The organism is Methylocystis bryophila, from assembly GCF_027925445.1.
GTDB lineage: Bacteria > Pseudomonadota > Alphaproteobacteria > Rhizobiales > Beijerinckiaceae > Methylocystis > Methylocystis bryophila.
This window is the reverse complement of the sequence record NZ_AP027149.1, coordinates 4,381,403-4,407,726: the sequence shown is the minus strand read 5'-3', so window position 1 is coordinate 4,407,726 and position 26,324 is coordinate 4,381,403. Positions and strand designations below refer to the sequence as shown.

Here is a 26,324-nt window from a genome sequence, read left to right as displayed (position 1 = left end):
GCGGCTCTTTGAAGGAAGCAAGACGATGCGGCGGCTATTCGTCTGGATCCATCGTTATGTCGGCCTCGCCATGGCGCTTTTCCTCATCATCGAGGGCGTCACGGGCAGCCTGCTCGCTTTTCGGGGCGACCTCTCCGCGCTCCTCGATCCTAGCCTTGTCGCGGCAAAGCCGTCGCCGGACGCTCGAAGACTCGAGCTTGCCGAGCTTGCGGAGCGCTCCGAGGCGCTCATGCCGCACGCGACCGCCGCCTATTTCTTTCGTCTTCGCGACGATCAAGCGATCGTGCGCATGGCGCCGCGAACAGACCCGGCGACGGGGAAGCCCTATCCGGAGGATGCGGGCGTGATCGTCCTCGACCCCTGGACCGGCAGGGAGCTCGGGCGCTCCCCCTATAGCGGCTACACGCAGGGTTTCGTCGCCAACATCATGCCCTTCGTCAACGACCTGCACACCTCTCTGGCGATGGGCCAAACGGGACTGTGGATCCTCGCCATCCTCGCGATTCTCTGGACGATCGATTGCTTCGCCGGCTTCTATCTGACCTTGCCGGTGACGCTCGAGAAGTTCTGGGCGCGATGGAAGCCGGCCTGGCTCGTCAAATGGCGCGGCGGCTTCTATCGCGTGAACTTCGACCTTCACCGCGCGAGCGGCTTGTGGCTCTGGGCGATGCTCTTCATCTTCGCTTGGTCGAGCGTCTGTCTCGTCGACAGCTTTGGCGTCTTCGAGAAGGTGATGGCGGCGCTGTTCGACGTGCGGCCCATAGAGGAGCAGGTCGCGGGCTTCGCTTCGCCGCGCAAGGACGAAGGCCCGATGAAGCTCGACTGGCGCGCGGCGCAGGCGAGAGGAAGAGAACTCGCCGCCGAGCAGGCGAAGGCCGGAGGCTTCCGGCTTCTCGAGCCGAAGGGGCTCACGTCGCTGCGCTATGCGCGGACATACAATTATATCGTCGAGACCGATCGGCCCTTCCCCGCCGACAAGGAGCTCACTGTCTTCTTTGACGGCGACGACGGTTCTTTTCTCGCTGCGATGGGGACGTCGACCGGTCACTCCGGCGAGACGCTGACCGCGTGGCTGCGCGCGCTGCATATGGCGCGCGATCCCGTCGACTATCTTCCCTACCGCATCTTCGTCTGCGTTCTTGGGCTCATCGTCGTCATGCTCTCCGTCACGGGCGTCTATGTCTGGTGGAAGAAGCGCAAGGCGCGGCGGCTTCGCGGCCGGCGCGGGGACACTCGGGCCGCTCCGGCCACGCGGGAGGCAATATCATGAAGACCCGCGGCTTCTTCGTCTGGCTCCATCGCTGGGTCGGTCTCTTGATGGCGGTCTTCCTGATCGTTGTAGGACTCACGGGCAGCCTGCTCGCCTTCAACATGGAGCTTGAGCGCGTTTTCGCTCCCCAGCTCTTCGCAGCCGAGCCGTCACATCCGACGCGATTGAGCCTCGCGGAACTCGCCGAGCGGGCCGATGCGCTCGTGCCGCAGGGGCGCGTCCGGTATGTGCAGAACACCGCGCCCGATCAGGCAAGAATCTATTTCGAGCCGCGCGTCGCCCCCGCGACCGGCAAGCCCTATGAGCTCGACTTCACCGAATTCTTCATCAATCCCTTCACCGGCGAGGAACTCGGAAGGCGACGAAGCGCCGATCTATCCCAGGGGCTCATCAATCTTATGCCCTTCATCTACGATCTGCATTGGCGGCTTGCGCTCGGCGGCGTCGGCCAATTGACGCTTGGAGTCATCGCGCTCGCCTGGACACTCGACTGTTTCGTGGCCTTCTATCTCACGCTGCCGCAAACGACGGCCTCGTTCTGGCGGCGTTGGAAGCCCGCTTGGCTCGTCAAGCGCAACGCCGGTTTCTACCGCCTGAACTTCGATCTGCACCGCGCGCCGGGACTTTGGCTCTGGGCGCTGCTCTTCGTCTTCGCCTGGTCGAGCGTGATGATGGACATGCGACGACCTGTTTATGAATGGGTGATGGGGTCGCTCTTCGATTTCACCTCGCGCATCGATGATTACGAAGCCCTGCCAAAACGTGCGGTTCTAGCGCCTGGGCTGGATTGGCGCGCGGCCGAGGCGGTCGGGCAGAGGCTCCTTTCGGAGCAGGGAAGCGCGAAAGGCTTCACCGTCGGCCAGCCGCTCTCCTTGGCGTATTTCAAGGAACTGAACGCCTATTCTTATCAGGAGCGCAGCAGCCGGGATATCGTCGGCGAGCTGCACACCGATGGCGCGAACGTCACTTTCGACGCCGACACGGGCGCTCTGCTCTTGCTGAACTTGCCGAGCGGGCAGCGTCTTGGCAACACGATCGAAAGCTGGCTTTACGCGCTGCACATGGGCCAGGTGTTCGGGCTGCCGTATCGATTGTTCGTCTGCGCGCTGGGCTTTGTCATCACGATGCTCTCCATCACGGGAATCTATATTTGGTGGAGGAAACGCGCCGCCCGCGCCGGGAGCGGCCACTCTCTGGCCGCCGAGAGAGGCTCGGGTGACATTCCAGAGGTAGAAGCCTCTGCCGGCCCAAGCCGCCGGGAAGGCGGAGGGACCGCCTACGAAACTTGAGTTTGTGATCGGGCGCGAAAGGCTGCGCCTCAATCGATGAAGGCTTTAGACGAGCGATGGCCCGGTTCAAAGTGTTGGCGTCCAAGCCCCGAGCCGCAGTCGCCGCGCTCTGCGCGGGGCTTGTCATCGTCTATTTCCTGTCCGCCTGGACCAGCCATGCGCCGCCGCCGAAATATTCGACGGCGAAGATCGGCAAGCTCGACATAGAAGACACGGTGCTTGCCGCGGGCGTTCTGCAACCCATTCGCCAGGTCGATGTCGGCACCCGCGCGACCGGGCAGCTCAAGTCGCTTAAAGTCAATCTCGGCGACCATGTGCGCGAGGGCGATCTCCTCGCGGAAATCGACTCGCTGCTTCAAGACAACGAGCTGCGCGCGCAGCAGGCCAATCTCGCCAATCTCGAGGCCAAGCAGCGCGCAGCCGCGGCCCGGTTGCGCAAGGCCAGGCTCGAGTTGGAGCGTCAACAGGGGCTGATTCACGGCGCCGCGACCTCGCGCCGTGATTTTGAAAGCGCCGAAGCCGAGGCGCAAGCCAATGAAGCCGATCTCGCTTCGCTCGGCGCGCAGATCGCGCAGGCGCGGAGTCTGGTGAAGACCGCGGAGGCCAATCTCTCCTACACGAGGATTATCGCGCCGATCGACGGAGAAGTCGTGGCGATCCTGACTAAGGAGGGGCAGACGGTGGTCGCGGCGCAAATCGTGCCGGTGATCTTGAAGCTCGCGAAGCTCGACGCGATGACAGTCAAGACGCAGATCTCGGAAGCGGACGTCGTGAACATCAAAGTGGGCCAACCGGTCTCCTTCACGATCATGGGAGAGCCTGACAAGCGCTATGCGGCGCGGCTGCGCGTCGTGGAGTCTGCGCCGTCGAGCTATTCCGAGCCTCCCGCGACGCAAGCGGCTGCGCAGTCCTCCAGCCCCGGAACGGCGGTCGGAGCCCCCGTCTTCTACAATGCCCTTTTCGACGTTCCCAATCGCGACGGGACGCTTCGCATCGGCATGTCGGCGCAAGTGTCGATTGTGCAAGGCGTCGTCAAGAATGCGCTGGCGATTCCCTACAGCGCTCTGCGCGAGCAAGGTCCTGACGGGCGTTTTCTGGTTCGAGTCGTCGGCGCCAAGGGCAAGGAGCCGGAAGAGCGACGCGTTCGCGTCGGCGTCAACAACCGGAGCTTCGCGCAAGTTCTCGACGGGCTGAAGGAAGGCGAAGAGGTGATTCTGGGCGACCTGCCCACAGCCGGCGGCTCCGCCACATGAGCCCCGGCGAGAGCCTGGAGAAGGATCCGCCGCTCATCGAGCTGCGCGGCGCAATGCGCAGCTACAGCTCGGGAGACCAGCGCGTGTTCGCGCTCAACGGCGTGGATCTCGTCATTCAAGCCGGCGAAATGGTTGCGCTGATGGGAGCCTCCGGCTCCGGCAAGTCGACGCTGCTCAATATTTTAGGCTGTCTCGATCGTTTGAGCGCGGGAAGTTACCGTGTCGCGGGCCTCGATACGTCGGGGCTCGACGCCGACGCGCTCGCCCGATTGCGGCGCGATCACTTCGGCTTCGTCTTTCAGCGCTACAATCTGCTTGGTCAGCTCACGGCCGTCGCCAATGTCGAAACGCCCGCAATCTACGCCGGGCTCGCGCCGGAGCAGCGCCACGCGCGCGCTAAGGCGTTGCTTCAGCGCCTGGGGCTCGCCGACCGCGCGACGCACTACCCGAACCAGCTATCGGGAGGGCAGCAGCAACGAGTCTCGATCGCACGGGCGCTCATGAATGAAGGCGCGGCGATCCTCGCCGATGAGCCGACCGGCGCCCTGGACAGCGCCAATGGCCGTGAGGTCATGAATCTCCTGGTCGAGCTCAATCGCCAGGGCCATACGATCATTCTCGCGACGCACGATCCCCACATTGCCGCGCAGACAAAGCGGATCGTGGAGTTCGCTGACGGGGTCATCGTCTCCGATCGCCTCACGGAGGCTGCAGTCGATTGCGGCGCGCCGCAAGCGGAGACAGAACGGCCTTGTCCGCCCGTCGGCAATGGGGGTTATCTCGCTCCCTGGGAAAGTTTCTTCGAGACCGCAGGGACAGCATGGCAAGCGCTTCTCGCGCATCGTCTGCGCACCGCGCTGACTCTCCTAGGCGTGATCATCGGGATCGTCTCAGTGTCGATGATGGTGGCGGTCGGCGAGGCGGGCGGCCGCGTGCTCGGCGAACAAATGGGCGAATTTCTCAATCTGCGCATGATCGTCCTTTATCCAGGCAAGCAAGCCGGCGACGCCTTCGCAGCCTATCTGCACACGTTGAAGGCTTCCGACGTGGAAGAGCTCCGCCGGCAGGAATATGTGGAGCTCGCAACCCCACAGACTTACACCACCGCCACCGTTCGCTATCACAACAAGTCCGCGATGGCCGCTATTACGGGAGTGGCGGAAGACTACTTCGACTTCTTCAGTCTCCGTTTCGATATTGGCCGAGGCTTCACGCGCGATGACGTGAAGGCCTTGGCGCCTGTCGTCGTCATCGACGACAGGGTGCGTCACCAATTCTTCTATGGCGCGAACCCGCTCGGCAAGATCATCTATGTTGGAAATTTGCCCTGCATCGTCATCGGTGTGATCACGCCAAAGCGTGGCTTGGCGGAGCCGGGGAATCGGCCGAGCGTGTTTCTTCCCTACACGACGAGCAATGCGCGCGTGACGGGTCGCGACTATCTCGACATGGTTTTGATCAGGCTGCGCAAGGGCGGTTCGGGGAAAGAGGTCGAGCCAAAGATCATCGATCTTGTCACCAAGCGGCACCATGCGAAGGACATCGCAGTCGAGAACAACGACGCCGAGGTTCACAATCTGGTCATGCTCACGAGCTCGGTGCGGATGCTGCTCGCGGCCGTCGGGCTGATCTCGCTGCTTGTCGGCGGGATTGGGGTCATGAACATCATGCTGGTTTCGGTGACGGAGCGCGCGCGCGAGATCGGGCTACGCCTCGCCGTCGGCGCGCGTCAGAGCGACATTCGTCGTCAATTCCTGCTCGAGGCGATCGTTTTATGCCTGATCGGCGCAGCGCTTGGCGTGCTCATTTGCCTTGTCATGATTCTTGCCGCCAATCCCTTCCTTCCTCCGGGCTGGACTCTCGAGTTGTCGCCGCAGGCGCTGACGACGGCGACGCTGTGCGCCTTCCTGACGGGAACGATCTTCGGCTATTTTCCGGCCAGCAACGCGGCGAAGCTCGATCCGGTGGAGGCTTTGGCTCGTGAGTAGCGCGCGCTCTTCTCCTTCGCGCTTCCTCGGCCCCGCGATGGCGGTTGCGCTCTCCTCCTGCGCGGTCGGGCCGGATTTCGAGACCCCCGCGCCGCCGACTGTGGAGCGTTACACAAAGGGAACAACCGCCTCGCCCGGCAATGGCCAGCGCTTCCGTGATGGCGCGGAAGTTTCGGACCGCTGGTGGGAACAGTTCCGTTCGCCGCGCCTCAACGGCCTTGTCGAGGACGCTCTACAGCACAATTCGACGATCGAGGCGGCGCAGGCGGCAATGGGCGTCGCTCATTACAATGCCGAGGCGGGCGTCGGTCCGCTGTTCCCGCTGGTCGGCCTCACCTCCAATCCGACCTATAGTCTCTATTCAGGAAACGCGACCAACTCCACTGTCACGCAGGCGCCCTTCTCCCTTTACACCAAGCAGGTGCAGATCAGCTACACGCTCGACATTTGGGGAGGCGCCCGCCGCAACATCGAGTCTCTCGACGCGCAGGCCGAAAACCAAGCGTTTCTGATGGCGGCGGCGCAAGTGATGATCGCCGCCAATGTCACGAAGGCCGCGATCGAGGAAGCGTCGCTGCGCGCGCAAATCGCCGCGACGCGTCTCGTGATCGGGATCGAGGCCGAAAGGCTTGGGCTTCTGCAGCTTCAATTCGCCAAGGGCGCCGTCTCCTCGCTCGATTTGCTGTCGCAAGAGACCGCGTTGGCGCAGGCGCGCCAGCGGCTTCCGGCGCTGGAGAATCTCCTTGCGCAGCAGCGCGACCTGCTCACGGCGCTCGCCGGCCGCTTTTCCCAGGACGAGGTCGAGGAAACTTTCGCGTTGTCACAATTTTCGCTGCCGCGCGATCTCCCGGTCAGTCTGCCGGCGCGACTCGTCGGCCAACGCCCCGATATCAGGGCCGCGGAAGCCAGTCTCCATTCGGCGAGCGCGCAGGTCGGCGTCGCCCTCGCCGCGCGGCTTCCCAGCATTCAGCTCACCGCCGCGGGTCAGACCAGCGCCTTCTTCATCCCGAATCTCTTTCAACCCGGTACTTTCGGCTATCAACTCGCAGGCAATGCGGCGTTCACCGCCTTCGACGCCTTCACCCTGCAAAACAAGCAGAAAGCCGCCGAGGCCGGCCTCGATCAGGCCAAGGCCCAGTACCGCGATACGGTCGTGAAGGCGTTTCAGAACGTCGCGGATTCGCTGCACGCGCTGCAGTCGGACGCCCGCGCCGTGGCCGCCGCGCATAACGCGGAGAGCGCCGCGCAGCGTTATCTCGGCAAAGTTCGCCTTCAGCAAAAATTTGGGAGCGTCTCGCAGCTTGTCGTCGTGGACGCGCAGCGGTCTTACCTGAACGCTACTCTTGCCCGTGTGCGGGCCGAGGCGCAGCGTCTCTCCAACACGGTCGCGCTCTATGCGGCGCTCGGGGGAGGATGGACTACGACTACGGATTGAGCCGCGCTCCGCGCTTGCCTCGATCGAACGCGGGTCGGATCAAAAAAAAGCCCCGCCGGCCCGGGGAAGGCCAAGCGGGGAAGTTAGCTAACTTCACGCGAGGGGAGATCGACTGCGTGAAGCGCTTAGCGCCGGGGAACGGCGTCTCCTTCAGGCGCCCGGGCGGGAAGAAGAGCCCGGACGCCAAGCTCTCATTTTCGGCGGCTCGTTATGACGGCCACGCATTCCGGGCCCATCAGCTCGCGCATCCGCGACAAAATCTGCAGGGCGACGCCAAAGCAGCCGAGCGCCATCCAGCCGAAGAAGGCGAAGCCCCAGTGCAGGGGGCTCGCGAAGATCTCGTCGAGCACCCAGAAGGTGTGGCCCCATTCGTTGAAGCCGACATTCGGGATCGTCATGAAGGTTCCGACGAGGAGAATCATGAAAGGCAGCGAGAAACCCTTCGCGAAGAAGGGCAGCCTCGTGGCGGCGTAGGCATAGGCGGCGATGCCGAACACGACGAACATCGGATAAGCGATGTAGAAGGTCACGATGTTGCTCGGCGTGAAGTCAGAGTCGCGCACCGCGGTCATATGCCAGACCGCCGTCTGCTCGGTGAAGAAGCTCAAGGCGATGAAGAGCGCGAGCCCGTAAAGCGCGAGCCATTGCGCCAACACGTGATAGCGGCGCAGTTCCTCGGCGGGTGTGATGGCGTCCATATCCCGGTCGCGCGTGCGCCACATGTAGCCGGCCACGGCGATCGCGGCCAGCGCTGCGGCTGGAATGGAGAAAACGAGCAGATTGTTCCAGTAGAGGCGATATTCATCCGAGAAGGAGTCGAGCCCGGTGCTCCAGCCGAACGCCTGCTCATAAAGCCGCAGCGCGATAAGGATCGCGGCGAGAACGCCTCCGCCGATCATGAAAGTGCGCAGAGCGAAGGGCCGTCTGGCGCTCTCTACGGCGCCGCGGCTGACGGTTTGATTGATGCTCATGGTTTTAGGTCCTCTCAAAGCACGAAGATCGGGCTTGTCGCGAAGCAGGCCCGGCTCGGGGCGCGCGGAGGCGCGACCGCTTGGCTCTTCAGGGCTTGCGCAGACGAACTCTCCCTTTTGCAAGGGACGAGGCTGCGCTGAGGGGAGGATCTGGAAACTGGCGCAAGACTTGGCTTGCGTATCGGCCTCTCGCTCTCTCGGACGGCCAGCCCAAAGACGTTGCAGCAGCTACGCCCGGCGCGTCGACGAGAAGAGGCTCAGATTTCGAGGCTTGGAGGGCCGCGTGGCGCGAGCGGCTCGAGCTCCGGCGGCGCGCGCGCCGCGATTTGGTTCTCGCGGCTTGCCGGCAGGCGCGAGTCAGCGGGAGGCGTCCGGCGAAGGCCGACGCCAAACGGAACGCTGGGGCTCGCAAGGTCAGTGTGGAGAATGCAGCAGAGGCCATGCTCATGGCCGTGCTCGCCGGGAGCGAGTGGGTCTTGGCCGCTCGTCGCTGTCGCGCAGAGACGCGAGAAGGCAGACTTATCCGTGGGCGTAGCGGCGCCCGCGAGCGCCATGCCCGAGAGCAGCGTCTGGATGCCGAGCACGCAAGCAAGGAACATCGCCACCAGGGCGCCTTTCCTTGCAAAATCCGCACGGCTGCGCCCGATCACGTCCCGCTCTCCTTCCGAGAACCACGAAAAACGTTATGCTGGCCTCAAAAAGGCGTCAAGCCGGACAATTTGTCGCAGTAAAGGTACGCGCTCAGAGCCTGTCACGGAAAAGTGCGAAGCGGCTTTCCGGTCAGGACAGGCTCTAACTTGGTCAGGACAGGCTCTAACTTTTTGACTTGGCGCGATTCATTCGCTCGAACGATTCCGTTCGAGCGATAAGGAATCGCGCTAGCGCCGATGCTGCCGTCGAAGTCGCGCGCGGCGCTTTCAGTGAGGCGGCATCCAGATCCACAAGGGTGGCGCGCCGGGAAAACGCACGTCCTTCAGAATTGTCGCGTCCTCGACGCCATCGGGCTTGAGATAAACAAAATAATTGTCGTTGCGCTGGAACAGCTCGTCTTTTGGCGTGCTCTCCGGGCTGACGAGCATGTTGTTGCTGAAGCGCACATGCATGTAATGCGGCAACAGCTCCGCAAACTTGGCGACGCGCGCCTCCAGGACGAAGTGATAGAGCTGGCGGCCCGTCACCTTCAGCACGGAGGCGCTCGCCTCCGCCACGGGCGCGAGCGGCTCCTCCTGCCATGCCGAGCCGACCTGCACGAACGCCTGGACGCTGGGCGACATGACATAGATCGGCTCGTTCCTCGTGTTTTCGAGGTAGATCGTCACATTGTAACGATGATCGCCGAGGCTCGTGATGTCCGCGATGTCGCTGCGCAGCGTCGAGGTCGCGAGCTCTTCCAGAGCGGCGAGACGCGTCCGCCGCGCCTCGACCTGATGCTGCTGAAAGCGCGCCACGCCTTCGTTGACGAGCATGGCGAGGCCGAAGAATAGCGCGGCGCCGGCCGCCAGCCGCCCGAAACTCGCCCAAAGGCGGCCGCCAAGCCGATGAAAGGCCTCCGCGCCCGCAACTGCCGCCGCGGCCTCGGCCTCGGGCGGCGCGGGCTGGGGCAGCACGATGGGGCGAAGCGGCCGCGCCGCTGCTGGCGCGGAGTCATGCGCGATGAGCCGACCCTGCTTCATCTCCAGCCTGCGATCCGCCAGGGCGGCGAGATCGCGGTTGTGCGTGACGAGCAGCAGGCTGAAGCCCTCATCCTTACGCAACGCTTCGAGCAGCGCGACGATCTCCTCCTCCGTCTCCTCGTCGAGATCGCTCGTGGGCTCGTCGGCGAGCAAGAGCTCTGGCCGGTTGATCAGGGCGCGCGCGACAGCGACGCGCCGCTGCTCGCCGCCGGACATTTCGCCCGGATAGCTCGAGACTCGGCGTGCAAGTCCCACGCGCGTCAGCAAATCATGAGCGCGCGCATAGGCTGCTTCCGGCGCGACGTCCCCGCCGAGCATCGCCGGCAGCGCGACATTGTCGACGGCGCGCAGATTGGGCAGCAGGCTCGAGAACTGAAAAATAAAGCCCACCCGCCGCCGGCGGAGGTCGGAACGCGCGATCTCGGACATCGACCAGACGCTCTCGCCGGCCATGACGATCTCGCCTTCGCTTGGGCGCATCAGCGCGCCGATCATGGCGAGAAGCGTGGACTTGCCGGAGCCTGACCGTCCGACGATCGAGATGAACTCCCCGGCTTGGATGTTGAGATCGGCGCTGTCGACCGCGTCGACGCGGGTTTTCCCATCGCCATAGGATTTGCGCAGGCCTTCGGCGCGCAGGATCACGGCGCGCTTTCCATCTGGATCATACGGTAGGGGTCCAAGCGCGTTGCATGTCGGCCCGCAACGAGGGCGCCCAGAACGCCGAGCAGCACGCCGCAACACAGGCTGAGCGTCGCCGCCGCGAGGACGAAAGCGTCCGAGGGCCCCTCGAACGGCGCGCCGAGCGAGTCGAAATAGGCGCCAAGCGACCGCGCGCTCACGAAGATGAGCAAGAAACCGAAGCCGACGCCGATGACGCTGCCCAGGCCCGTCAGCAGCACAGCCTCCATGAGCGTGAGGCTGACGATCTGCCCCGGCCGCGCGCCCATGGCGCGCAGCATGCCGATTTCCCGAAAGCGTTCCTGCACGATGGCCGAGAACAGCAGCGAGACGACGAACAGCAATGACAGCAGCAGGAGGCCCGCAAAGGCGGTCACGCCCCAAAGCAGCGCCCCCAGCGACTGCCGCGCCGCGGTGAGCACCGGATTGCCGACGACGATCTTCACGCCGGGGATTTGGCCGATGGCGAAGCGCGCCTGGATCGGCGAGGCGTCGGGCGCGAGCTGGATGAGAAAAGCGGTGACGCGCCCCGGGGCGAGATCGGGCAGGCACTCCTGCGCGCCATGATGCTCATGATGCTCATGCGGGCCGCCCTGTCGGGTGGAGGATGCGGGGCGCGATCCTCGCGCCGCCGCCGCCAGCGCGTCGAGCCCGGCGAAAGAAATGAAAAGCGACTCGTCGAGCGGCCCGACGCCGGTCTGACTCAAGCGGCCGGCGATGATGAGCGTGCGGCCGCAGATCGTCAGCGCGTCTCCGGGCTTCTCCCCGCCGCGCGCACCGACGAGCAGGCTCGACGGATCGCTTGGGGTCGGTTGTCCTGCCGGCAGCCAGGGCTGCACGGTGAAGTCTTGCGCCGGATCATAGGCGATGAGATTGATGGCGCGCCCCTCCGCTCCAGCGCGCACGAGCCGTTGCGGCGCGACCTTGGCGACGCCGGGAAGCGCGCGCAGAACGGCGCCAAGGCTTTCATCGAGGTCGAGATCGGTGGGCTGCACCGTGAGCAAGGTGCTCGTGATGTTCACGAGCGCGCCCTGCGGCACGATGACGAGATCGGCGCCCATCCGGGAGAAGCTGGTCACGACGCCATGGCGGAACGTCCAGCCCAGAACAGAGCCTGAAAAACCGACGCCGACGGCGATCATCACCGCGAGCCCCAGAAAGAGGCTCCGCAACAATCGCCGCCCGACGTTCTGCGCGGCGAGCCGAAGCAGGAGAAAGCGCGGGGCCCGCGGTCTCGTCATGACAGGCTCGCGTTGTTCGTTTTTGGCGACGTCAGACGGTTGTGCAGCGGCTGTGGATCAGCTCTTGATTGTTGCGCGGCACGATCACGCAGTCGTGGTGACCGCCGAAGTTCGGGATATAGCCGACGGGCTCCAGCGTATCCTGCGTGAAGATGAATGTCCCGCCCTCCAGGCGCTGGAAGCCGCTGAAGATCGCCAGCACATATTTGCCGTCGTAGGTGACATGCATGGTCTGGGTGTCGACGCCGACATTCTCGAAGCGCTTGATGGTTGTCCAGCTGTTGGTGTCGACGACGAGGATGGCGCTCTTCGCCGGCTTCTGATGCAGCTCGGAGACGAACATCTTCGAGCCGTCCATGGAATAGGTGATGTGAAACGGGCTCGGCGTCGAGCCGACCCAATGCGAGTCCTTGAAGTTGCGCACGCGGATCCATTTCCGGGGATCGCGATCCTCGCAATCGAAGACGCCCATGCTGTTCTGCCGTGTGTTGTTCGTCATCGTGAACCATTTGCCCTGCGGGCCAAAACCGCATTCATGGCCGGAGGTCACGACATTGTCGAGCGTGATGTCCCAAATGCCGTCGGCGATCTTCTTGACGGGAATGCTCTCCTTCGTCGTCCCCTCCGGCGAGGAGATGCAAGCGAGCGGCTCCATGGTGGTTCGGTCGAACACGACGCCGACAGCGAACATGCGCAGCGTGACGAGCGACAACGGATGAAACGGATGATGGACGCAATTGTCCGCGCCCGTCAGCGATTTCACAGAATCGCCGGGCAGTTGCCCGGTGTAGGCGAGATACTCGCCCATCGGCACCATTTCCCAGTCGAGCTTGTTGCCCTTCGTGCCGCGGTAATCGTAGAGGCCGGTCTCGGGCGCTTTCACGAGGCGGGTGACGCGCACCTTGCCGCCCTTGAACCAATTGTCCTGCAATAGGCCGTTGGGCTCATTGCCGATCCAGTCGAAGCGGAACGCCTCGATGACCTCGGTCTTGTTGCCGCCGGTCGCCCGCTTGAAGAAAGCGACGATGTCCTTCTGACCGTCGCAGACCGAGTACCCCGTGGCGTCCGGGAAAATCACCGTGTGGACTCCAAGACCGACGCCCGTCGACTCGGCGACGTTTTCCAAGAGATTCATCTGCGAGCCGTCGAAGCCGACGCGATAGATCTGATTGCCCTGGCCCCACAGCGGATCGAGCATGCCGTGCTCGCGGATTTGGGTTGGGATGCCGTAGATCAGAACGTTCTGGCCGCCCTGCGTGGAGTTCACGAACTCGAAGCCCTTGCGCGGGTCCGGCGAGGGAAAGGCCGCCAGATGATGCGCGATCGGGCAGCTGTCGCCGTAATTCCAATATTCGATCCACGCCATGGTCTTACCCGTGGCGAGATCCTGCGCCTGCGCGCCGCCGCCGAGCTTCGTCGGCGTGAGCCAAACATAATCGCCGAGCGTCGCCATTCGCAGCGCGTCGGCGTCAGCCGCTTTGGCCGCAGGCGCGAGGAAGTTGGCGTCGCCCAACAAGCGTGAGAGCAAACCGGTCGCGCTCGCGGAGCGCGCGCCGAGGATCGTGCCGACAATGCCGGTCGTCGCGGCCGCCAATAGCTTGCGTCGATCGATGGAGCCGTGCTTGCCGTTCAGCCTCGTCACATTCGATGCGGACACGCATGACGTCTCGACGCGCGGATCCGCGTTTGCGTTGCTAGACATCGACCTCTCCCCGTGAGCGCTTGAGCGTTCATTGTCTTGGTTCCCTCGTCGAGGACGCGCGAAGGGCGCGACGAACCGACGCGGCGTGCGCCGAGAGCATCGCATCGCCCCTTCGAAGAGTCTAGCCGTCTCCTCAGAAAACTCTTTAGTAAACTCTTTGATTTTTCAGCCCAAAATGCGCAAGCGTCCCTTGACGCGAAGTGGCGCGCCTATGGCGCCTTGCTTTGCCCGAGCCGTGAGGCGAGGCGCATTGTTTTGCTTGGAAGAGGCGGCGTCGCTGTTGACCGGCTCAAAGCCCTGGCTATGCTCGCGTTCATGAAAGATCCCTACGAGACGCTTGGCGTCGCCAAGACCGCGACGCCGGAGGAAATTAAAAAGGCGTATCTGCGCCACGCGAAGAAACTTCATCCTGACCTCAATCCCGGTAACAAACGCGCCGAGGAAAGGTTCAAGGAGGTTTCGAGCGCCAACGACTTTTTGTCCGATCCCGAGAGACGCCGGCGGTATGACGCGGGCGAGATCGACGCCGCCGGCGCGGAGAAGCCGCAACATAAGTTTTACCGCGACTACGCCGGCGGTTCGAGGAACCCGTATCAGACTCAATCCGCTTACGCCGACTTCGCCGACGCCGACGATTATTTCGCCGAACTTCTTCGCCGACGCGCTCAGGAAGAAAGCCGCGCTCGCGGCGCAGATCAGCACTATCGCCTGGAGATCGACTTCCTTGAAGCGGTCAACGGCGCGAAGAAGGAGATCGGCCTGCCGCATGGCGAGCGGCTGGACGTGGCCATTCCCGCCGGCATCGAAGACGGCCAGGTCCTGAGGCTGCGGGGAAAGGGCGGGCGGTCTCCGGGCGAGGGAGACGCAGGAGACGCCCTCATCGAGATTTCCGTTCGTCCACACCCTTTCTTCTCAAGGGACGGCGACGACATTCGTGTGGACCTGCCGATCACCGTGGTCGAGGCCGCCCTGGGCGCGGAGGTGAAGGCGCCGACGCCGAGCGGTCACGTGCTTCTGAAAATCCCCAAGGGATCGAACACCGGAACCATGCTGCGGCTCAAAGGCAAGGGCGTCCTGCGCGGCGGCAAACGCGGCGACGAGCTCGTGAGGTTGCAGGTCGTGATGCCTGCGCAGCCCGAGCCCGAGTTGGAAGCCTTTTTATCGAGCTGGCGGCCTGCGGCCCCTTATGATCCTCGGCGCGAGATGGAGCAGCGGTCGTGATGAAAGAGCAGGAGTTCTTGCATTTGATCCGCCTCGATCGCGCGACCCTGACGGTCTGGATCGAGGAGGCGTGGCTCTCGCCCAGCGAGCGTGAGGGGGAACGCGTCTTCGAGGAAGTCGATCTTGCCCGCGCCCGACTGATTTTGGATCTGAAACAGGAGCTGGGCGTGAACGATCAGGGCGTCGGCGTTATTCTGCACCTTGTCGATCAAGTGCATGGGTTGCGTAGCGCCATGCGCGACCTGCTTGGATCGATGCATGAAAAGAGCGGCGCCGAGCGCGATCAGTGACACCCTGGCCGGCGCCGTTGGCCATATGGGGCGAGCCATGCTTTATTCCCCGCGGAGCGAGGCGTGCTTCGGTCGCCCGTTTTTGGCGGGCCAAGCGTCGACTGCTTAGGCGATCGGGCTAGACGACGAGCCGCTCATTGCCGGCGCTGCAAAAGCGTCATCTAACGGAGAGGAAGATCTCATGGTTTTTTGTCGGGCCCGGAATCTACTGCGCAACGCCGCGCTGATTGTGGCCTTCGCGCCAGCCGCCGCTTTCTCGCAAACGGCGGCGATCGGCACGCTGCAATGCCACATCTCCGGCGGCGTGGGCATGATTCTCGTTGAAAATCAGGCTCTCGATTGCGTTTATCAGGGCCTGCGCGGCGGCGTGCCCTCTCATTACATCGGTCGCCTGACCAATGTCGGGGCGAACATTGGCATCAACGGTCCCGGCGTGATGACCTGGGAAGTCCTGGCCGCGGTGAAGCAGCCGGCCCCGGGGGATTTGGCGGGCGACTACGTCGGCGCGCAGGGCGATGTCGCGGTGGGAGCGGGCGCAGGCGGGGCCGTGCTTCTCGGCGGCTCGAAAAACGCGTTTTCGCTGCAACCCGTCTCCTTCTCGCTCAACTCGGGACTTGATCTATCTGTAGGCTTTGGAAAGATCAGTCTTCAATACATGCCGCCGACCCCAGCGCCGGCCCTCGTGAAGGTCAAGCGGCGCGCGCCGGCGGCGGCGCATTAGATCGAGCTTTCTGGGTTCAGGCGATCCCGCCTGAACCCAGCGTGATTTCGTCGGGAGGCCTAGAGGAGAGGACGCGCATGAACTTGGAAAAGCGTTTTCGGATAGAGCCGGGTTCGTCGGTGGACCTCTCCTCGTTCGACGCGGGCTTTCACGGCGATTACAAGAATGAAGCCGACGCGGCGATCGACCTGCAGAAACACCTGCATCGCATCTCGAAATTACAGCGTAAGCTTTACGCGGATCGTGGGCACGCCCTCTTGGTCGTGCTGCAGGGCATCGACGGGGCCGGCAAGGACGGCACCTGTTGGCACGTCATCAGCGCAATGGACCCACAAGGCGTGGAGGTGAGGGGCTTCAAGCAGCCGACGCCCGAAGAAAAAGAGCATGATTTTCTCTGGCGGGTGCATGCTCACGCGCCGCAACGGGGCAATGTCGCGATCTTCAATCGCTCCCACTATGAGGACGTTCTCGTCGTCCGCGTGCACGAGCTCGTTCCGAAAGACGTCTGGAAGCCGCGTTACGATTTCATCAACGAATGGGAGCGACTGCTCGCCGTCGAAAACAACACGACCATTCTCAAGTTCTTCTTGTACATCTCCAAGGAGGAGCAGCTGGAGCGATTCAGGCTCCGCCTCGACGATCCCGATCGTCAATGGAAAATCAGCGAGAGCGATTACAAGGAACGCGAGAAGTGGGACGATTACATCAAAGCGTTTGAGGCCGCTCTGTCCAAGTGCTCGACGCGGCGCGCTCCGTGGTACGTGATCCCTTCCAACCACAAATGGTTTCGCAACCTGGCGGTGTCGCAAATCATCGCCGACGCCTTGGAGGACATGCGCCTCGAGACGCCGAAGCCGGCCGTCGATATTGAGGAGATCCGACGGCTCTATCACCAAGCCTCGAAAGAGGAGAATAAGCGAGGCTGAGATCTGATCTCAGGACGCTGAAGCTCAAGGCGCTGCCCAAAACCCTGATTTTTGTGCTGTCATCTGTGACCGGACGTTTTCGCTGGCAAGGCTCGCGTGAATTGGAGGGCCGCAGCCAACAGTTGACGACGCAACGCGTCGTCGCCAAAGGCCGTCGGCCCGGCCCGCACCCAGCCGCGCATTCGTCTGCCCCGCGAGATCATGGGAAAGACATCGGGGTGTTCAAGCGCCCAACCGTCGCGATCGGCGCCGAGCCTCGCCAGCAGGCCGTCGTCACGAGCGCCGCATAGCAAATTGCCGTTTATCAAAAATGCCCGCCCGCCGAACATAGCCTTTTCGGTCAACTCGGTTTCAGCGCTGAGATCGTCCCTCAGCAGCTCCTCAAGACCTTCATCGCGCGCCATCCAACCCCTCCATTGGCAGTGGAACTCAATTTATATTCGTTAATTCATCTATTCCGCATTCCTGCGCCTCTCTCTACAGGCTCGGGCAGCGGCGCCTGAACCACGCGAATGAGAGCCGCCTCCAGACGGCGGACAGCAACGCCTCCGTCTCGTTCATTTCTGCAAGCGAAGAACTGCTGATCGCCGATCCTGGGGCGGGCGCTCACGCAGCCAGAATCCGTGTCGACGTCGCGGTAATCCTGTGCTTGAATTCGCACAAGGGGGACGGCGGGCTCCCGTGTCGCGACAAGGCCGAACAGCAGGCTGGAGAATGGCCAAATGAGCAATTCAGTCGACCTAGCCAAAGCTCCAGTCGCCGAAGTGATCGCGTTCCTCGCGACCGACCCGCAGAAGGGGCTGAGCGCGTCCGGCGCGAATGAGCGCTTGGTCAAGTTCGGTCCGAACGCGCTCGCTGAAAAGAAGACCAGCGAATGGCGGCTGTTCGCCCGCTTCTTCTGGGGTCCCATCCCCTGGATGATCGAAGCTGCGGCGATCATGGCCGCGATCGTCCATGACTGGGGCGACTTCGCGATCATTCTCGCCTTGTTGCTTTTTAACGCGGGCCTGGGCTTCTTCGAAGAGCATCAGGCGTCGAATGCGCTGGCCGCGCTGAAGAACGCCTTGGCGTTGAAAGCGAAAGTGTTGCGAGGAGGCGCTTGGAGCGAAATCGACGCCAAGGACCTCGTGCCGGGCGACATCGTGAAGGTTCGTTTGGGCGACGTCGTCCCTGCGGACGCGCGGATTTTCTCAGGCGATTATCTGAGCGTCGATCAGGCGGCGCTCACCGGCGAGTCTCTTCCGGTTTCGAAGAAGCCCGGCGATCTCCTCTATTCGGGCTCGATCGCCAAGCAGGGCGAGATTGAGGCGGTCGTCACCGAGACGGGAGCGCGCACCTTCTTCGGGCGCACCGCCTCATTGGTTCAAAGCGCCGGCGCCGACTCGCATTTTCAGGCCGCGGTTCTGCGCATCGGCGATTTTCTGATCGCGGCCGCCGCGGCGCTTGCCGCGATCCTCATCGCCGTTCAGCTTTCGCGCGGCGTCGACGTGATACGGCTCGCCGAATTCGTCTTGATCCTGCTCGTCGCCTCTGTCCCCGTGGCCATGCCGGCGGTCCTTTCCGTCACCATGGCGCTGGGCGCGAAGCTCCTTGCGCGGGAGAAGGCGATCGTCTCCCGTCTCGAATCGATCGAGGAATTGGCGGGGATGGAAGTGCTGTGCTCGGACAAGACGGGCACGCTCACGCAAAACAAGTTGACCTTGGGAGAGATCAGCCCCTGGAAGGGCGTAAAGTCGGAGGACGTCTTGCTCGCGGCTTCATTGGCCTCGAAAGCCGAGGACCGCGATCCCATCGATCTCGCCGTGCTAGCGGGTCTGCACGATTCTTCGGCGCTCTCCGGCTATGTGCAGACGGGCTTCAAGCCGTTCGATCCCGTGGTGAAGCGAACCGAAGCCGCCGTGAAAGGGCCGATGGGCGCTTTTCGCGTGGCCAAGGGCGCCCCGCAGGTCATTCTGGCGCTCGCCAAGGTCTCTGGCGCGGACCTAGAAGCCGCCAACAAGCAGGTCGACGCTTACGCTGCAAAAGGCTTTCGCGTGCTGGGCGCGGCGCAGGCGGATCAGGGGGACGACTGGCGCTTCCTGGGCTTCGTGCCGCTTTACGATCCGCCGCGCCCGGACTCGGCCGAGACGATCAAGAAAGCCATCGGCTATGGCGTCAGCGTGAAGATGGTGACGGGCGACGATGTGGCGATCGCCAAGCAGATCGCGGGCGACCTCGGTCTGGGCGAGAACATCCAGCCCGCGACGGATCTCTTCACGGGCGACGTGACGAAGGATCAGATCCCGGCGGGCGTGGCCGAGCGCATCGAAGCGGCGGACGGCTTCGCGCGCGTCTTTCCAGAGCACAAATACGCCATCGTGAAAGCCTTGCAGGCGCGCGGACATATCGTCGGCATGACCGGCGACGGCGTCAACGACGCGCCGGCCCTGAAGCAAGCGGATATCGGCGTCGCGGTCTCGGGAGCGACAGACGCGGCGAGGGCCGCCGCCGCCGTCATCCTCACGGCTCCAGGACTTTCCACCATCATCAGGGGCATTGAAGAAGCCCGGCGCATCTTCGAGCGGATGATGAGCTACACGCTCTACCGCATCGCCATGACGTTGGACATCATGGTGTTCATCGTGCTGGCGACGATCGTCTATGGCTTCTTCCCGCTAACGCCGATCATGATCATCATGCTGGCGCTCCTGGACGATATTCCGATCATGACGATCGCCTTCGACAATGCGAAGGTTCCGAGCCTTCCCGTCCGATGGCAGATGGACCGCGTGCTCGTCGTGTCCTCGGTTCTCGGCGCCCTGGCCGTCGTGCAAAGTTTTGGCCTGCTGGCGATCGGTCAAAACGTCCTGCATCTCGACCCCGCCCACCTGCAGACGACGCTCTTCCTGCAGCTCGTCGTCGGTGGACATCTGATGCTGTTCATCACCCGCATCAAAGGGCCATTCTGGACCCCGCCGTTCCCGGCGGCGGCGTTGTTTGGGGCGATCGTTGCGACCCAGCTGGCGGCCGCGCTGCTTTGCGCTTTCGGAATCCTCGTCCCGGCCATCCCGTGGCGCCTGATTGGCCTTGTGTGGGTCTATAACATCGTCTGGATGTTCCTTCAGGACCTGGCGAAGCTCGTCATGCAGCGCGAGTTCTCGGAGCGGCAGGCGAGAGCGACGGCCTTTCTGGCTCGGCTCAAGGAGCCGTTGCAGCGAGCGTCGCGGCGCTCCGGCGCAGAAGCCGTGGCGGCGCGCGCGCGCGGTCCGCTTTGGGGAGCCGCCGACAATCTGGCGACGGTGCTGGGGATCGCCGCCCTGGTGCTGCTCATCGGCGTTGGTGAGCTGTACAGGCGCCAGGAAGCTGCTGCGGTCGCCAAGACGACGGCGCCGGTCGAGGCGCAGGCCAAGGCCGAGCCGCCCACGGCGACGGCGCAGCCCGCGGAACAGGCTGCGCCGCGCGCGACCGCTGAAGGACGGGCCAAGCCGCAAGGCGCCGAAGCCGTCATCCCGCCCGAAGCGTCGCGGCAGACGGGCGGCCGAAAGGCGGTTGTCGAGGTCGGCGCTCTCCCCTCGCAGGCGCAGGCTGTCCGCGAGCTGCGGGCGCTGAAAGCGCGCAAGCCGGATCTGTTGAAGAACCACGAGCCGGTCGTCGCAAAAACGTTGAGGGACGGGCGCACGTTCTGGGTGTTGGACATTGGCGGTTTCGGCGGAGAGGCCGAGGCCTTGGATTTCTGTCTGCAGCTTCGCGACGGCGGCGCGCAGTGCGAGCTGGTGATCGTTGAATAAAGCTCCGGCAGCGCTCTATTTAGACCGCAGAGGCCAGCCATCCGGATCGACGACATATTGATCTTCGAACCGCAACATTCGGGAACAAGCGATGCAGCAACAATTCGAAGTCTTCGTCACGCAGGCGCCGCCCGAGCTCGCGGCCCATTGGTTCTGGCTCGTAGCTCTTGGCGTGGGAATAGCCATACTCGGCTTGGTCGCCATGTGGCGGGCCCGCGCAGCCAGCGTGATCTCGGTTCAGGTGCTGGGCGCGATTTTCTGCGTCGCCGCCTTTGCGATTCTCACCTTTGCGTTCCTGACGACGGGTTATTGGACGCAATTCTTCGTGCATGTTCTCTGGGCGTTTCTGCTCGGCCTGACCGGCATCGTGTTGCTGACCCAGCCCAGAGTGGGCGCCGAAGCCATCACCTTGCTGATGGGCTTCTATTTTCTCGTCGCCGGTTTCGGCGAGATCTTCTTCGCGTTCAGCGCGCATGTGCAAGGCGAGGCGCTTTATATTCTCGATGGCGTGATCAGCCTCATTCTCGGGTTCCTCCTGATCTTGGGATGGCCGCTCACCGGCCTCTGGGCCGTGGGGGTCTTCGTTGGCGTGGCCCTGCTGCTGAGAGGCGCGTCCATCGCCGCCCTGGGCCTTTTTCTCAGACACACGGCGGGCTGAGGCTCGTCAGCGAAGCTCGGATGGTTGCGGCTCTCCGGCGGCGATAAGGGTCCGCCTCCTCGCAACCGCGTGTTCGTGCGCTGCGAGAGCTCGCTTTAACTTTTGATTTAGCGAGCTTCCCCTTCGCGCGAACGACCCTTCGGGTGGGAGACGCCCTGGGGAAGCGCGCGGGATTTTGCGGAAGATTCCATGCGCGGGACGGCGGCCTGCGCAGACCAGCGTGAACTTGGCTTGCAAAAAATTAATTGATGAGTTAATTAAATGCGCCGATCGAAAGGGGCGAGGAGATTCGAGCCATGCAAACGGCTGAGTATTTGGTCCCAGCGCCCCCTCGGGAGGCGGAGACGATCGCGCCCCGGCGTCCCGGCCGTCCGACAGGCAAGTCCGATCGCCGCGCCTTGCTCCTGGATGCAGCCCTGACGCTCTTCGCCCAGCAGGGGGTCCCGAACACGACGCTTCGGATGATCGCCGACCACGTTGGTCTCACGGCGGCGATGGCTCACTATTATTTCCGCAGCCGCGAGCAGCTTCTCGACGCTGTGGTGGAGGAGCGGCTTCTTCCGCTCGCAATCCGGATCAACCAAGCCTTCCGCGTGGAGAGGAGGGAACCCCCGGCGATCATCGCCGGCCTGGTTCGGCGGCTGCTCGAGGCCGTCGACGAATGTCCATGTCTGCCGCCGCTTTGGGTGCGCGAGATGCTCAGCGAAGGGGGCGCGCTCCGAGAGCGGGTGCTGAAGGGGCTTGAGGAAAGCGGGACGGAAAAAGCGGATCGACGTCTGGAAAGCTGGGGGCGTCAGGGATTGTTCGCTGGCGGAGTGGAGCCTTCTCTCGTATTCGTCTCGATCGTGGCCCTTACGCTTCTGCCCCTCGCCGGTGGCTTAACCGCCACGACGCCGCTTGCGCGCGAAGCCTTTGAACGGCATGTCGTCACGCTTCTCACGGGAGGCCTGTTCCCGAAATGACCCAAGCCGAAGCACCCGGCAAGAGGGATGAGGACAAAGGCCAGCCGTCAAAAGGCGGCGGGCTCGCTCAGGCATCGAAGAAAGTCGGCGGTTTCCGGCTCCAGATCGGCGCCGCCCTGATCCTGCTCTTGATTGGAGGAGGGGCCTATTACTGGATCTCGTCGCGCAACGTGGAATCCACGGATGACGCCTTCACCGATGGACGCGCGATCGCCATCGCGCCGCAAGTCGCGGGGCAAGTCGACACGCTGAGCGTGCGGGACAATCAATTCGTCCGCAAGGGCGATCCCCTGATTCGCATCAACCAACGCCAATTCTTGATCGACCGCGACTCGGCCAAGGGCGCCTTGGATACGGCAAAGGCGCAATATCAGGGGTTTCGTTACGGCGCCGAGATCGCTCGCAAAAATTTCCCCGCCCAGCTCGCGCAGGCGCAAGCGCAGCTCGCTAACGCTCAGGCTGTCGAGGCGCGCGCCGCCGCTGACTACCAGCGTCAGAAGAGCCTGCCCGCGAAGGCGACGACGCAACAAGAGATCGACGCCGCGGCGGCCGCCTTAAAGCAGGCGAAAGCGCAAGTCGCGCTCGCTGACGCGCAGGTGCTGCAGAACCAACCCGTGCCGCAGCGTATCGGAGAAGCGGATACGCAGGTGGGCCAGCTCGAAGGTCAGGTGCAATCGGCGCAAGCCCGACTGGATCAGGCCAATCTCAATCTGGCCTGGACAAATGTCACGGCGCCGCAGGACGGCTGGGTGACGAAGCGCAATGTCGAGGCGGGAAACTATGTCACGGCCGGTCAGCAGGTCATGTCGATCGTTTCTCCCGAAGTCTGGGTGACCGCAAACTTCAAGGAGAACCAGCTCAAGCGGATGCGGCCCGGCCAGAAGGTCGACATCGAGGTTGACGGCTATCCGCAGCTCAAGCTCAAAGGTCATGTCGACAGCATTCAGCTTGGCGCTGGCTCCAAGTTCACCGCCTTTCCGCCCGAAAACGCGACCGGCAATTTCGTCAAGATCGTGCAGCGCGTCCCTGTCAAGATCGTCATCGACTCCGGGCTCGATCCGGAGGTTCCCCTGCCGCTCGGCATCTCGGTCACGCCCAAGGTCTTCCTCAAATGAGCGAAGCCCTTGCAGTCGACGAGCATCACGACTGGAAGCCAAAGGCCAATCCTTGGGCGATCGTCGTTGTCGTCACGCTCGCGGCTTTCATGGAGATTCTCGACACGACGATCGTCAACGTCTCGCTTCCGCACATCGCCGGCAGCCTCGGAGCGAGCTACGATGAATCGACCTGGGCGCTGACTTCCTATCTGCTCGCGAACGGCATCGTGCTCACGATATCGGGCTGGCTCTCGTCGCTTCTGGGGCGCAAGCGCTACTTCGTCATTTGCGTTTTCATGTTCACCGTCTGCTCCTTCCTGTGCGGCGCGGCGACGAGCCTTGGGCAACTCGTGGTCTTCCGGCTCTTGCAAGGGTTCTTCGGCGGCGGCATGCAGCCGAGCCAGCAGTCGATCATTCTCGACACTTTCCCCCCGGATAAGCGCGCCGCGGCCTTCGGCGTGACCGCCATTGCGACCATCGTCGCGCCCGTGCTGGGGCCGACGCTCGGCGGATACATCACCGACACCTATAGCTGGCGCTGGGTCTTCTTCATCAATATTCCCGTCGGCGCCGTCGCGGTGGTCCTCATCTCGATGCTCGTCGAGGATCCGCCCTGGCTTCCGCGGAGCCATCTCGGCGACATCGACTATATCGGGCTGGCGCTGATCTCGCTTGGCCTCGGCGCGCTTCAGTTGACGCTAGACCGCGGCCAGGATGAGGATTGGCTGGATTCGTCGTTCATCCGCACGACCTCCGCTCTGGCCGCATTCGGCATCATCGGCGCGATCGCCTGGCTTCTCACGGCCCGTAAGCCGGTCCTCGACCTCTCGGTGCTCAAAGATCGCAACTTCGCCATGTCTTGCGTCTGCATCGCCGCGACGGGCGGCGTGCTCTATGCGGGCGCGGTCGTTATTCCGCAGTTCACACAGACGCTTCTCGGTTACAACGCGACCTGGTCGGGCTTGGTGCTGTCGCCGGGCGCGCTCATGATCATCTTCATGATCCCGATCGTCGGGCGCATCATGCCGCTCGTGCAGACAAGGTTTCTGATTGCGCTCGGCTTTCTCTGCATGGGCGCGTCCTTCTTCTATTCGATGCGGCTCACGACAGACATGGATTTCACGTCGCTGATGTTCCTTCGCGCGGCGCAGACCCTGGGACTGGCCTTCCTGTTCGTTCCCATCAGCACGATCGCCTTCGCCAATGTGCCGCGCCAACTCAATGGCGACGCCACGGCGCTGTTCGTCATGCTGCGCAATGTCTTCGGCTCCATCGGCATCTCTGTCGCGAGCGCGCTGATCCTTCGCCGCTCGCAAGTGCATCAGGCCTATCTGTCGCAATGGGCGAGCTCGCAAAATCAAGCCTTCAACGCGCTCGTTGAGACTTACGAGCGGTCGCTCCTGACGATGGGGCGCACGGCGAGCGCCGCGCATCAGGAGGCGCTTGGCAAGGTCTATCAGGTCTATCAGGACCAAGCCGCGACTCTCGCCTATTCGGACGTGTTTCTCATCGCGGGGATCATCTCCTTCGCCGTGGCGCCGTTCTGCATTCTCCTGCTCTCGTCCCGCAAGGGCGGCGGCGGGCCGGCTGGGGCGCATTGACCATGCGGAAGAAGACGGCTTGGTTCCTGCGCACGGCTGCAATCGTGGCGTTCATCGCCACGCTCTCCGGCTGCAGCGTCGGTCCTGATTTCAGCCCGCCTGATCCGATGCTGCCGCAGAAGTCCTTCTTCGGCAAACCCGAGCCCCAATCCGTGGATCTCGCCCCGGAGCCGCCGAGCCTCGAGGCCAATTGGTGGCGCCAATTCAGAGACCCGAAGCTCTGCTCGCTGATCGAGCGCGTTGCCGAGGACAATCTCGACGTGCGCGTGGCGTCGGAGCGGCTGTGGGAGAGCCGAGCGCAACGTAACGCCGCCGCCGCGGCGCTGCTGCCGACGATCAACAGCTCCGCGCAATACACGCGGCAGCTCATGAGCCAGAATGGTCTGATCGCGCTCGGCCGCGCCTTCAACAACGGCCAGCCGGTGCCGTATATCCCGGCGTTCGGCTTGTGGCAGACGGGCTTCGACGCCTCCTGGGAGATCGACCTATGGGGCCATGTGCGCCGACAGGTGGAATCCTCGCAGGCGCAGGTCGAGTCGTCGGAGTTCCAGGCTCGCGACACCTTGATCGCGACGGTCGCCGAGCTCGCGCGAGACTATGCGGAGCTGCGCGGCGCCGAAGCGCAGATCGAGATCACCAAGGCCAATCTCGCGAGCGCCCAGGAAATTCTGGAGCTCACCAAGACGCGCGCCCAAGGGGGCGTCGTGACCTATCTCGACGTCGAAAACGCGGCGGCGCAGGTCGAGAGCACCCGCGCCCAGTTGCCGAGCCTCGACAGTCAGGAATCGGCGCTCATCGACGCCATCGGACGACTGCTCGACCAGCCGCCGCAGGCGCTGCGCGGCGAGCTGGCCTTTACCGGCCCGCAGCTTTTCTCGCCGCCCCATCCCCCGGTCGGCTTGGCTTCCGACCTTGCGCGGCGTCGCCCCGACATCCGCCGCGCCGAAGCCGATCTTCATGCGGCGACAGCAAATATCGGCGTCGCGGTCGCCGAATTCTATCCGACGTTCAAATTCAACGGATCGGTCGGCGCCAGCGCGCTCGATGCGAGAAAGCTCCTCGAAGGGCATTCGTTTCAATATCAGATTGGACCGTCGGTCACCGTGCCGATCTTCGACGCGGGGCGCCTGAAATCTCAATTGGAGCTGCGCGACGCGCAGGCTCGGGAAGCCGCAATCAATTACCACAAAGCCGTGTTGAACGCCTGGACCGAGGTCGTCGACGCGATGGTCGCCTATCGAGAGGAAGAGGCGAGGCACGCGCGCCTCAAGGCGCAAGCGGCGCATCAGCGCGAGGCGCTCACGCTTGCGCGGGCGCGATACAAGACCGGCGTTTCACCCTTTATCAACGTGCTCGACGCGCAGCGCGCGACGCTGCAGGCGGAATTGCAGGAGGCGCAGAGCCGCACGGCGGTGGCGACGGATTTCGTGACGCTCTACAAGGCGCTCGGCGGCGGCTGGGAAGAGGCGCTGCCTTGATCGCTCGTGCGTCGGCGGGATAGAGAGGCTTCGCTAAAAGGGCTCCGGCTATGGTGCTCCGGGCGTCCGCAAACGCCTTGTTATGACGCTTTCCCCAGAT

Annotated in this window: 21 protein-coding genes; 15 read left to right on the top strand and 6 right to left on the bottom strand. The window is 63.6% G+C overall.

What is annotated here, in order from left to right:
• Nucleotides 1-25 precede the first annotated feature (25 nt).
• From QMG80_RS20415 to QMG80_RS20395, 5 genes are read left to right on the top strand one after another with little or no spacing between them, the layout of a single operon-like run.
• Nucleotides 26-1,270 (top strand): PepSY-associated TM helix domain-containing protein, encoded by a 1,245-nt coding sequence (locus QMG80_RS20415; RefSeq protein WP_085770844.1) that lies wholly within the window; start codon nt 26-28, stop codon nt 1,268-1,270.
• Nucleotides 1,267-2,559 (top strand): PepSY-associated TM helix domain-containing protein, encoded by a 1,293-nt coding sequence (locus QMG80_RS20410; protein WP_085770843.1) that lies wholly within the window; start codon nt 1,267-1,269, stop codon nt 2,557-2,559. The genes QMG80_RS20415 and QMG80_RS20410 overlap by 4 nt, the downstream gene beginning before the upstream one ends.
• 56 nt (nt 2,560-2,615) lie before the next feature.
• On the top strand, nt 2,616-3,812 hold the full coding sequence (locus QMG80_RS20405; protein WP_085770842.1) for an efflux RND transporter periplasmic adaptor subunit: 1,197 nt from the start codon (nt 2,616-2,618) through the stop codon (nt 3,810-3,812).
• Nucleotides 3,809-5,800, top strand: a complete 1,992-nt coding sequence (locus tag QMG80_RS20400; RefSeq protein ID WP_085770841.1) for a MacB family efflux pump subunit — start codon at nt 3,809-3,811, stop codon at nt 5,798-5,800. The genes QMG80_RS20405 and QMG80_RS20400 overlap by 4 nt, the downstream gene beginning before the upstream one ends.
• Nucleotides 5,793-7,235, top strand: a complete 1,443-nt coding sequence (locus QMG80_RS20395) for an efflux transporter outer membrane subunit (protein ID WP_245300102.1) — start codon at nt 5,793-5,795, stop codon at nt 7,233-7,235. Before QMG80_RS20400 ends, QMG80_RS20395 begins: the two co-directional genes overlap by 8 nt.
• A gap of 191 nt (nt 7,236-7,426) precedes the next feature.
• On the opposite strand, the gene QMG80_RS20390 is transcribed toward QMG80_RS20395, so the two are convergent.
• The 5 genes from QMG80_RS20390 to QMG80_RS20370 form a co-directional block, all read right to left on the bottom strand.
• Nucleotides 7,427-8,206 (bottom strand): methane monooxygenase/ammonia monooxygenase subunit C, encoded by a 780-nt coding sequence (locus QMG80_RS20390; protein ID WP_085770840.1) that lies wholly within the window; start codon nt 8,204-8,206, stop codon nt 7,427-7,429.
• 257 nt (nt 8,207-8,463) lie between these two features.
• Nucleotides 8,464-8,856, bottom strand: coding sequence for a hypothetical protein (locus QMG80_RS20385; RefSeq protein WP_158658627.1), 393 nt, complete (start codon nt 8,854-8,856; stop codon nt 8,464-8,466).
• 267 nt (nt 8,857-9,123) lie between these two features.
• The gene (locus QMG80_RS20380; protein ID WP_085770838.1) at nt 9,124-10,524 is read right to left on the bottom strand and encodes an ABC transporter ATP-binding protein; all 1,401 of its coding nucleotides are present in this window, start codon (nt 10,522-10,524) and stop codon (nt 9,124-9,126) included.
• Entirely contained in the window at nt 10,521-11,801 is a 1,281-nt protein-coding gene (locus QMG80_RS20375) for an ABC transporter permease (RefSeq protein ID WP_085770837.1), read from the bottom strand. The genes QMG80_RS20380 and QMG80_RS20375 overlap by 4 nt, the downstream gene beginning before the upstream one ends.
• Nucleotides 11,802-11,832: 31 nt before the next feature.
• Complete coding sequence (locus QMG80_RS20370) at nt 11,833-13,503, bottom strand: DUF1513 domain-containing protein (RefSeq protein WP_085770836.1); 1,671 nt, start codon at nt 13,501-13,503, stop codon at nt 11,833-11,835.
• A 315-nt stretch (nt 13,504-13,818) separates the two neighbouring features.
• Between QMG80_RS20370 and QMG80_RS20365 the strand changes: the two genes are divergently transcribed.
• The 4 genes from QMG80_RS20365 (at nt 13,819) to QMG80_RS20350 (ending at nt 16,661) form a co-directional block, all read left to right on the top strand.
• Nucleotides 13,819-14,724, top strand: coding sequence for a DnaJ C-terminal domain-containing protein (locus QMG80_RS20365; protein WP_085773553.1), 906 nt, complete (start codon nt 13,819-13,821; stop codon nt 14,722-14,724).
• Nucleotides 14,724-15,014 carry a chaperone modulator CbpM gene (locus QMG80_RS20360; RefSeq protein ID WP_085770835.1) on the top strand — a complete coding sequence of 97 codons (291 nt, stop codon included), beginning with the start codon at nt 14,724-14,726 and terminating at the stop codon, nt 15,012-15,014. The genes QMG80_RS20365 and QMG80_RS20360 overlap by 1 nt, the downstream gene beginning before the upstream one ends.
• Before the next feature lie 181 nt (nt 15,015-15,195).
• A complete protein-coding gene (locus QMG80_RS20355; protein ID WP_085770834.1) occupies nt 15,196-15,735 on the top strand; it encodes a DUF992 domain-containing protein in 540 nt (179 codons plus the stop codon).
• 77 nt (nt 15,736-15,812) lie between these two features.
• Nucleotides 15,813-16,661 carry a polyphosphate kinase 2 family protein gene (locus tag QMG80_RS20350; RefSeq protein ID WP_085770833.1) on the top strand — a complete coding sequence of 283 codons (849 nt, stop codon included), beginning with the start codon at nt 15,813-15,815 and terminating at the stop codon, nt 16,659-16,661.
• A gap of 59 nt (nt 16,662-16,720) precedes the next feature.
• Here the strand turns inward: QMG80_RS20350 and QMG80_RS20345 are convergent, their stop codons facing one another.
• On the bottom strand, nt 16,721-17,065 hold the full coding sequence (locus QMG80_RS20345; RefSeq protein ID WP_085770832.1) for a TfoX/Sxy family protein: 345 nt from the start codon (nt 17,063-17,065) through the stop codon (nt 16,721-16,723).
• A 318-nt stretch (nt 17,066-17,383) separates the two neighbouring features.
• On the opposite strand from QMG80_RS20345, the gene QMG80_RS20340 reads away from it, so the two are divergent.
• From QMG80_RS20340 to QMG80_RS20315, 6 genes are all read left to right on the top strand, one after another.
• Nucleotides 17,384-20,428, top strand: a complete 3,045-nt coding sequence (locus QMG80_RS20340; RefSeq protein ID WP_085770831.1) for a plasma-membrane proton-efflux P-type ATPase — start codon at nt 17,384-17,386, stop codon at nt 20,426-20,428.
• A gap of 91 nt (nt 20,429-20,519) precedes the next feature.
• Nucleotides 20,520-21,086 (top strand): HdeD family acid-resistance protein, encoded by a 567-nt coding sequence (locus QMG80_RS20335; protein ID WP_085770830.1) that lies wholly within the window; start codon nt 20,520-20,522, stop codon nt 21,084-21,086.
• A 296-nt stretch (nt 21,087-21,382) separates the two neighbouring features.
• Entirely contained in the window at nt 21,383-22,048 is a 666-nt protein-coding gene (locus QMG80_RS20330) for a TetR/AcrR family transcriptional regulator (RefSeq protein ID WP_085770829.1), read from the top strand.
• Nucleotides 22,045-23,163 carry an HlyD family secretion protein gene (locus tag QMG80_RS20325; protein ID WP_085770828.1) on the top strand — a complete coding sequence of 373 codons (1,119 nt, stop codon included), beginning with the start codon at nt 22,045-22,047 and terminating at the stop codon, nt 23,161-23,163. The genes QMG80_RS20330 and QMG80_RS20325 overlap by 4 nt, the downstream gene beginning before the upstream one ends.
• Nucleotides 23,160-24,746 (top strand): DHA2 family efflux MFS transporter permease subunit, encoded by a 1,587-nt coding sequence (locus QMG80_RS20320; protein ID WP_085770827.1) that lies wholly within the window; start codon nt 23,160-23,162, stop codon nt 24,744-24,746. Before QMG80_RS20325 ends, QMG80_RS20320 begins: the two co-directional genes overlap by 4 nt.
• Nucleotides 24,747-24,748: 2 nt before the next feature.
• Complete coding sequence (locus QMG80_RS20315; protein ID WP_085770826.1) at nt 24,749-26,224, top strand: efflux transporter outer membrane subunit; 1,476 nt, start codon at nt 24,749-24,751, stop codon at nt 26,222-26,224.
• The last annotated feature ends 100 nt before the right edge of the window (nt 26,225-26,324 follow it).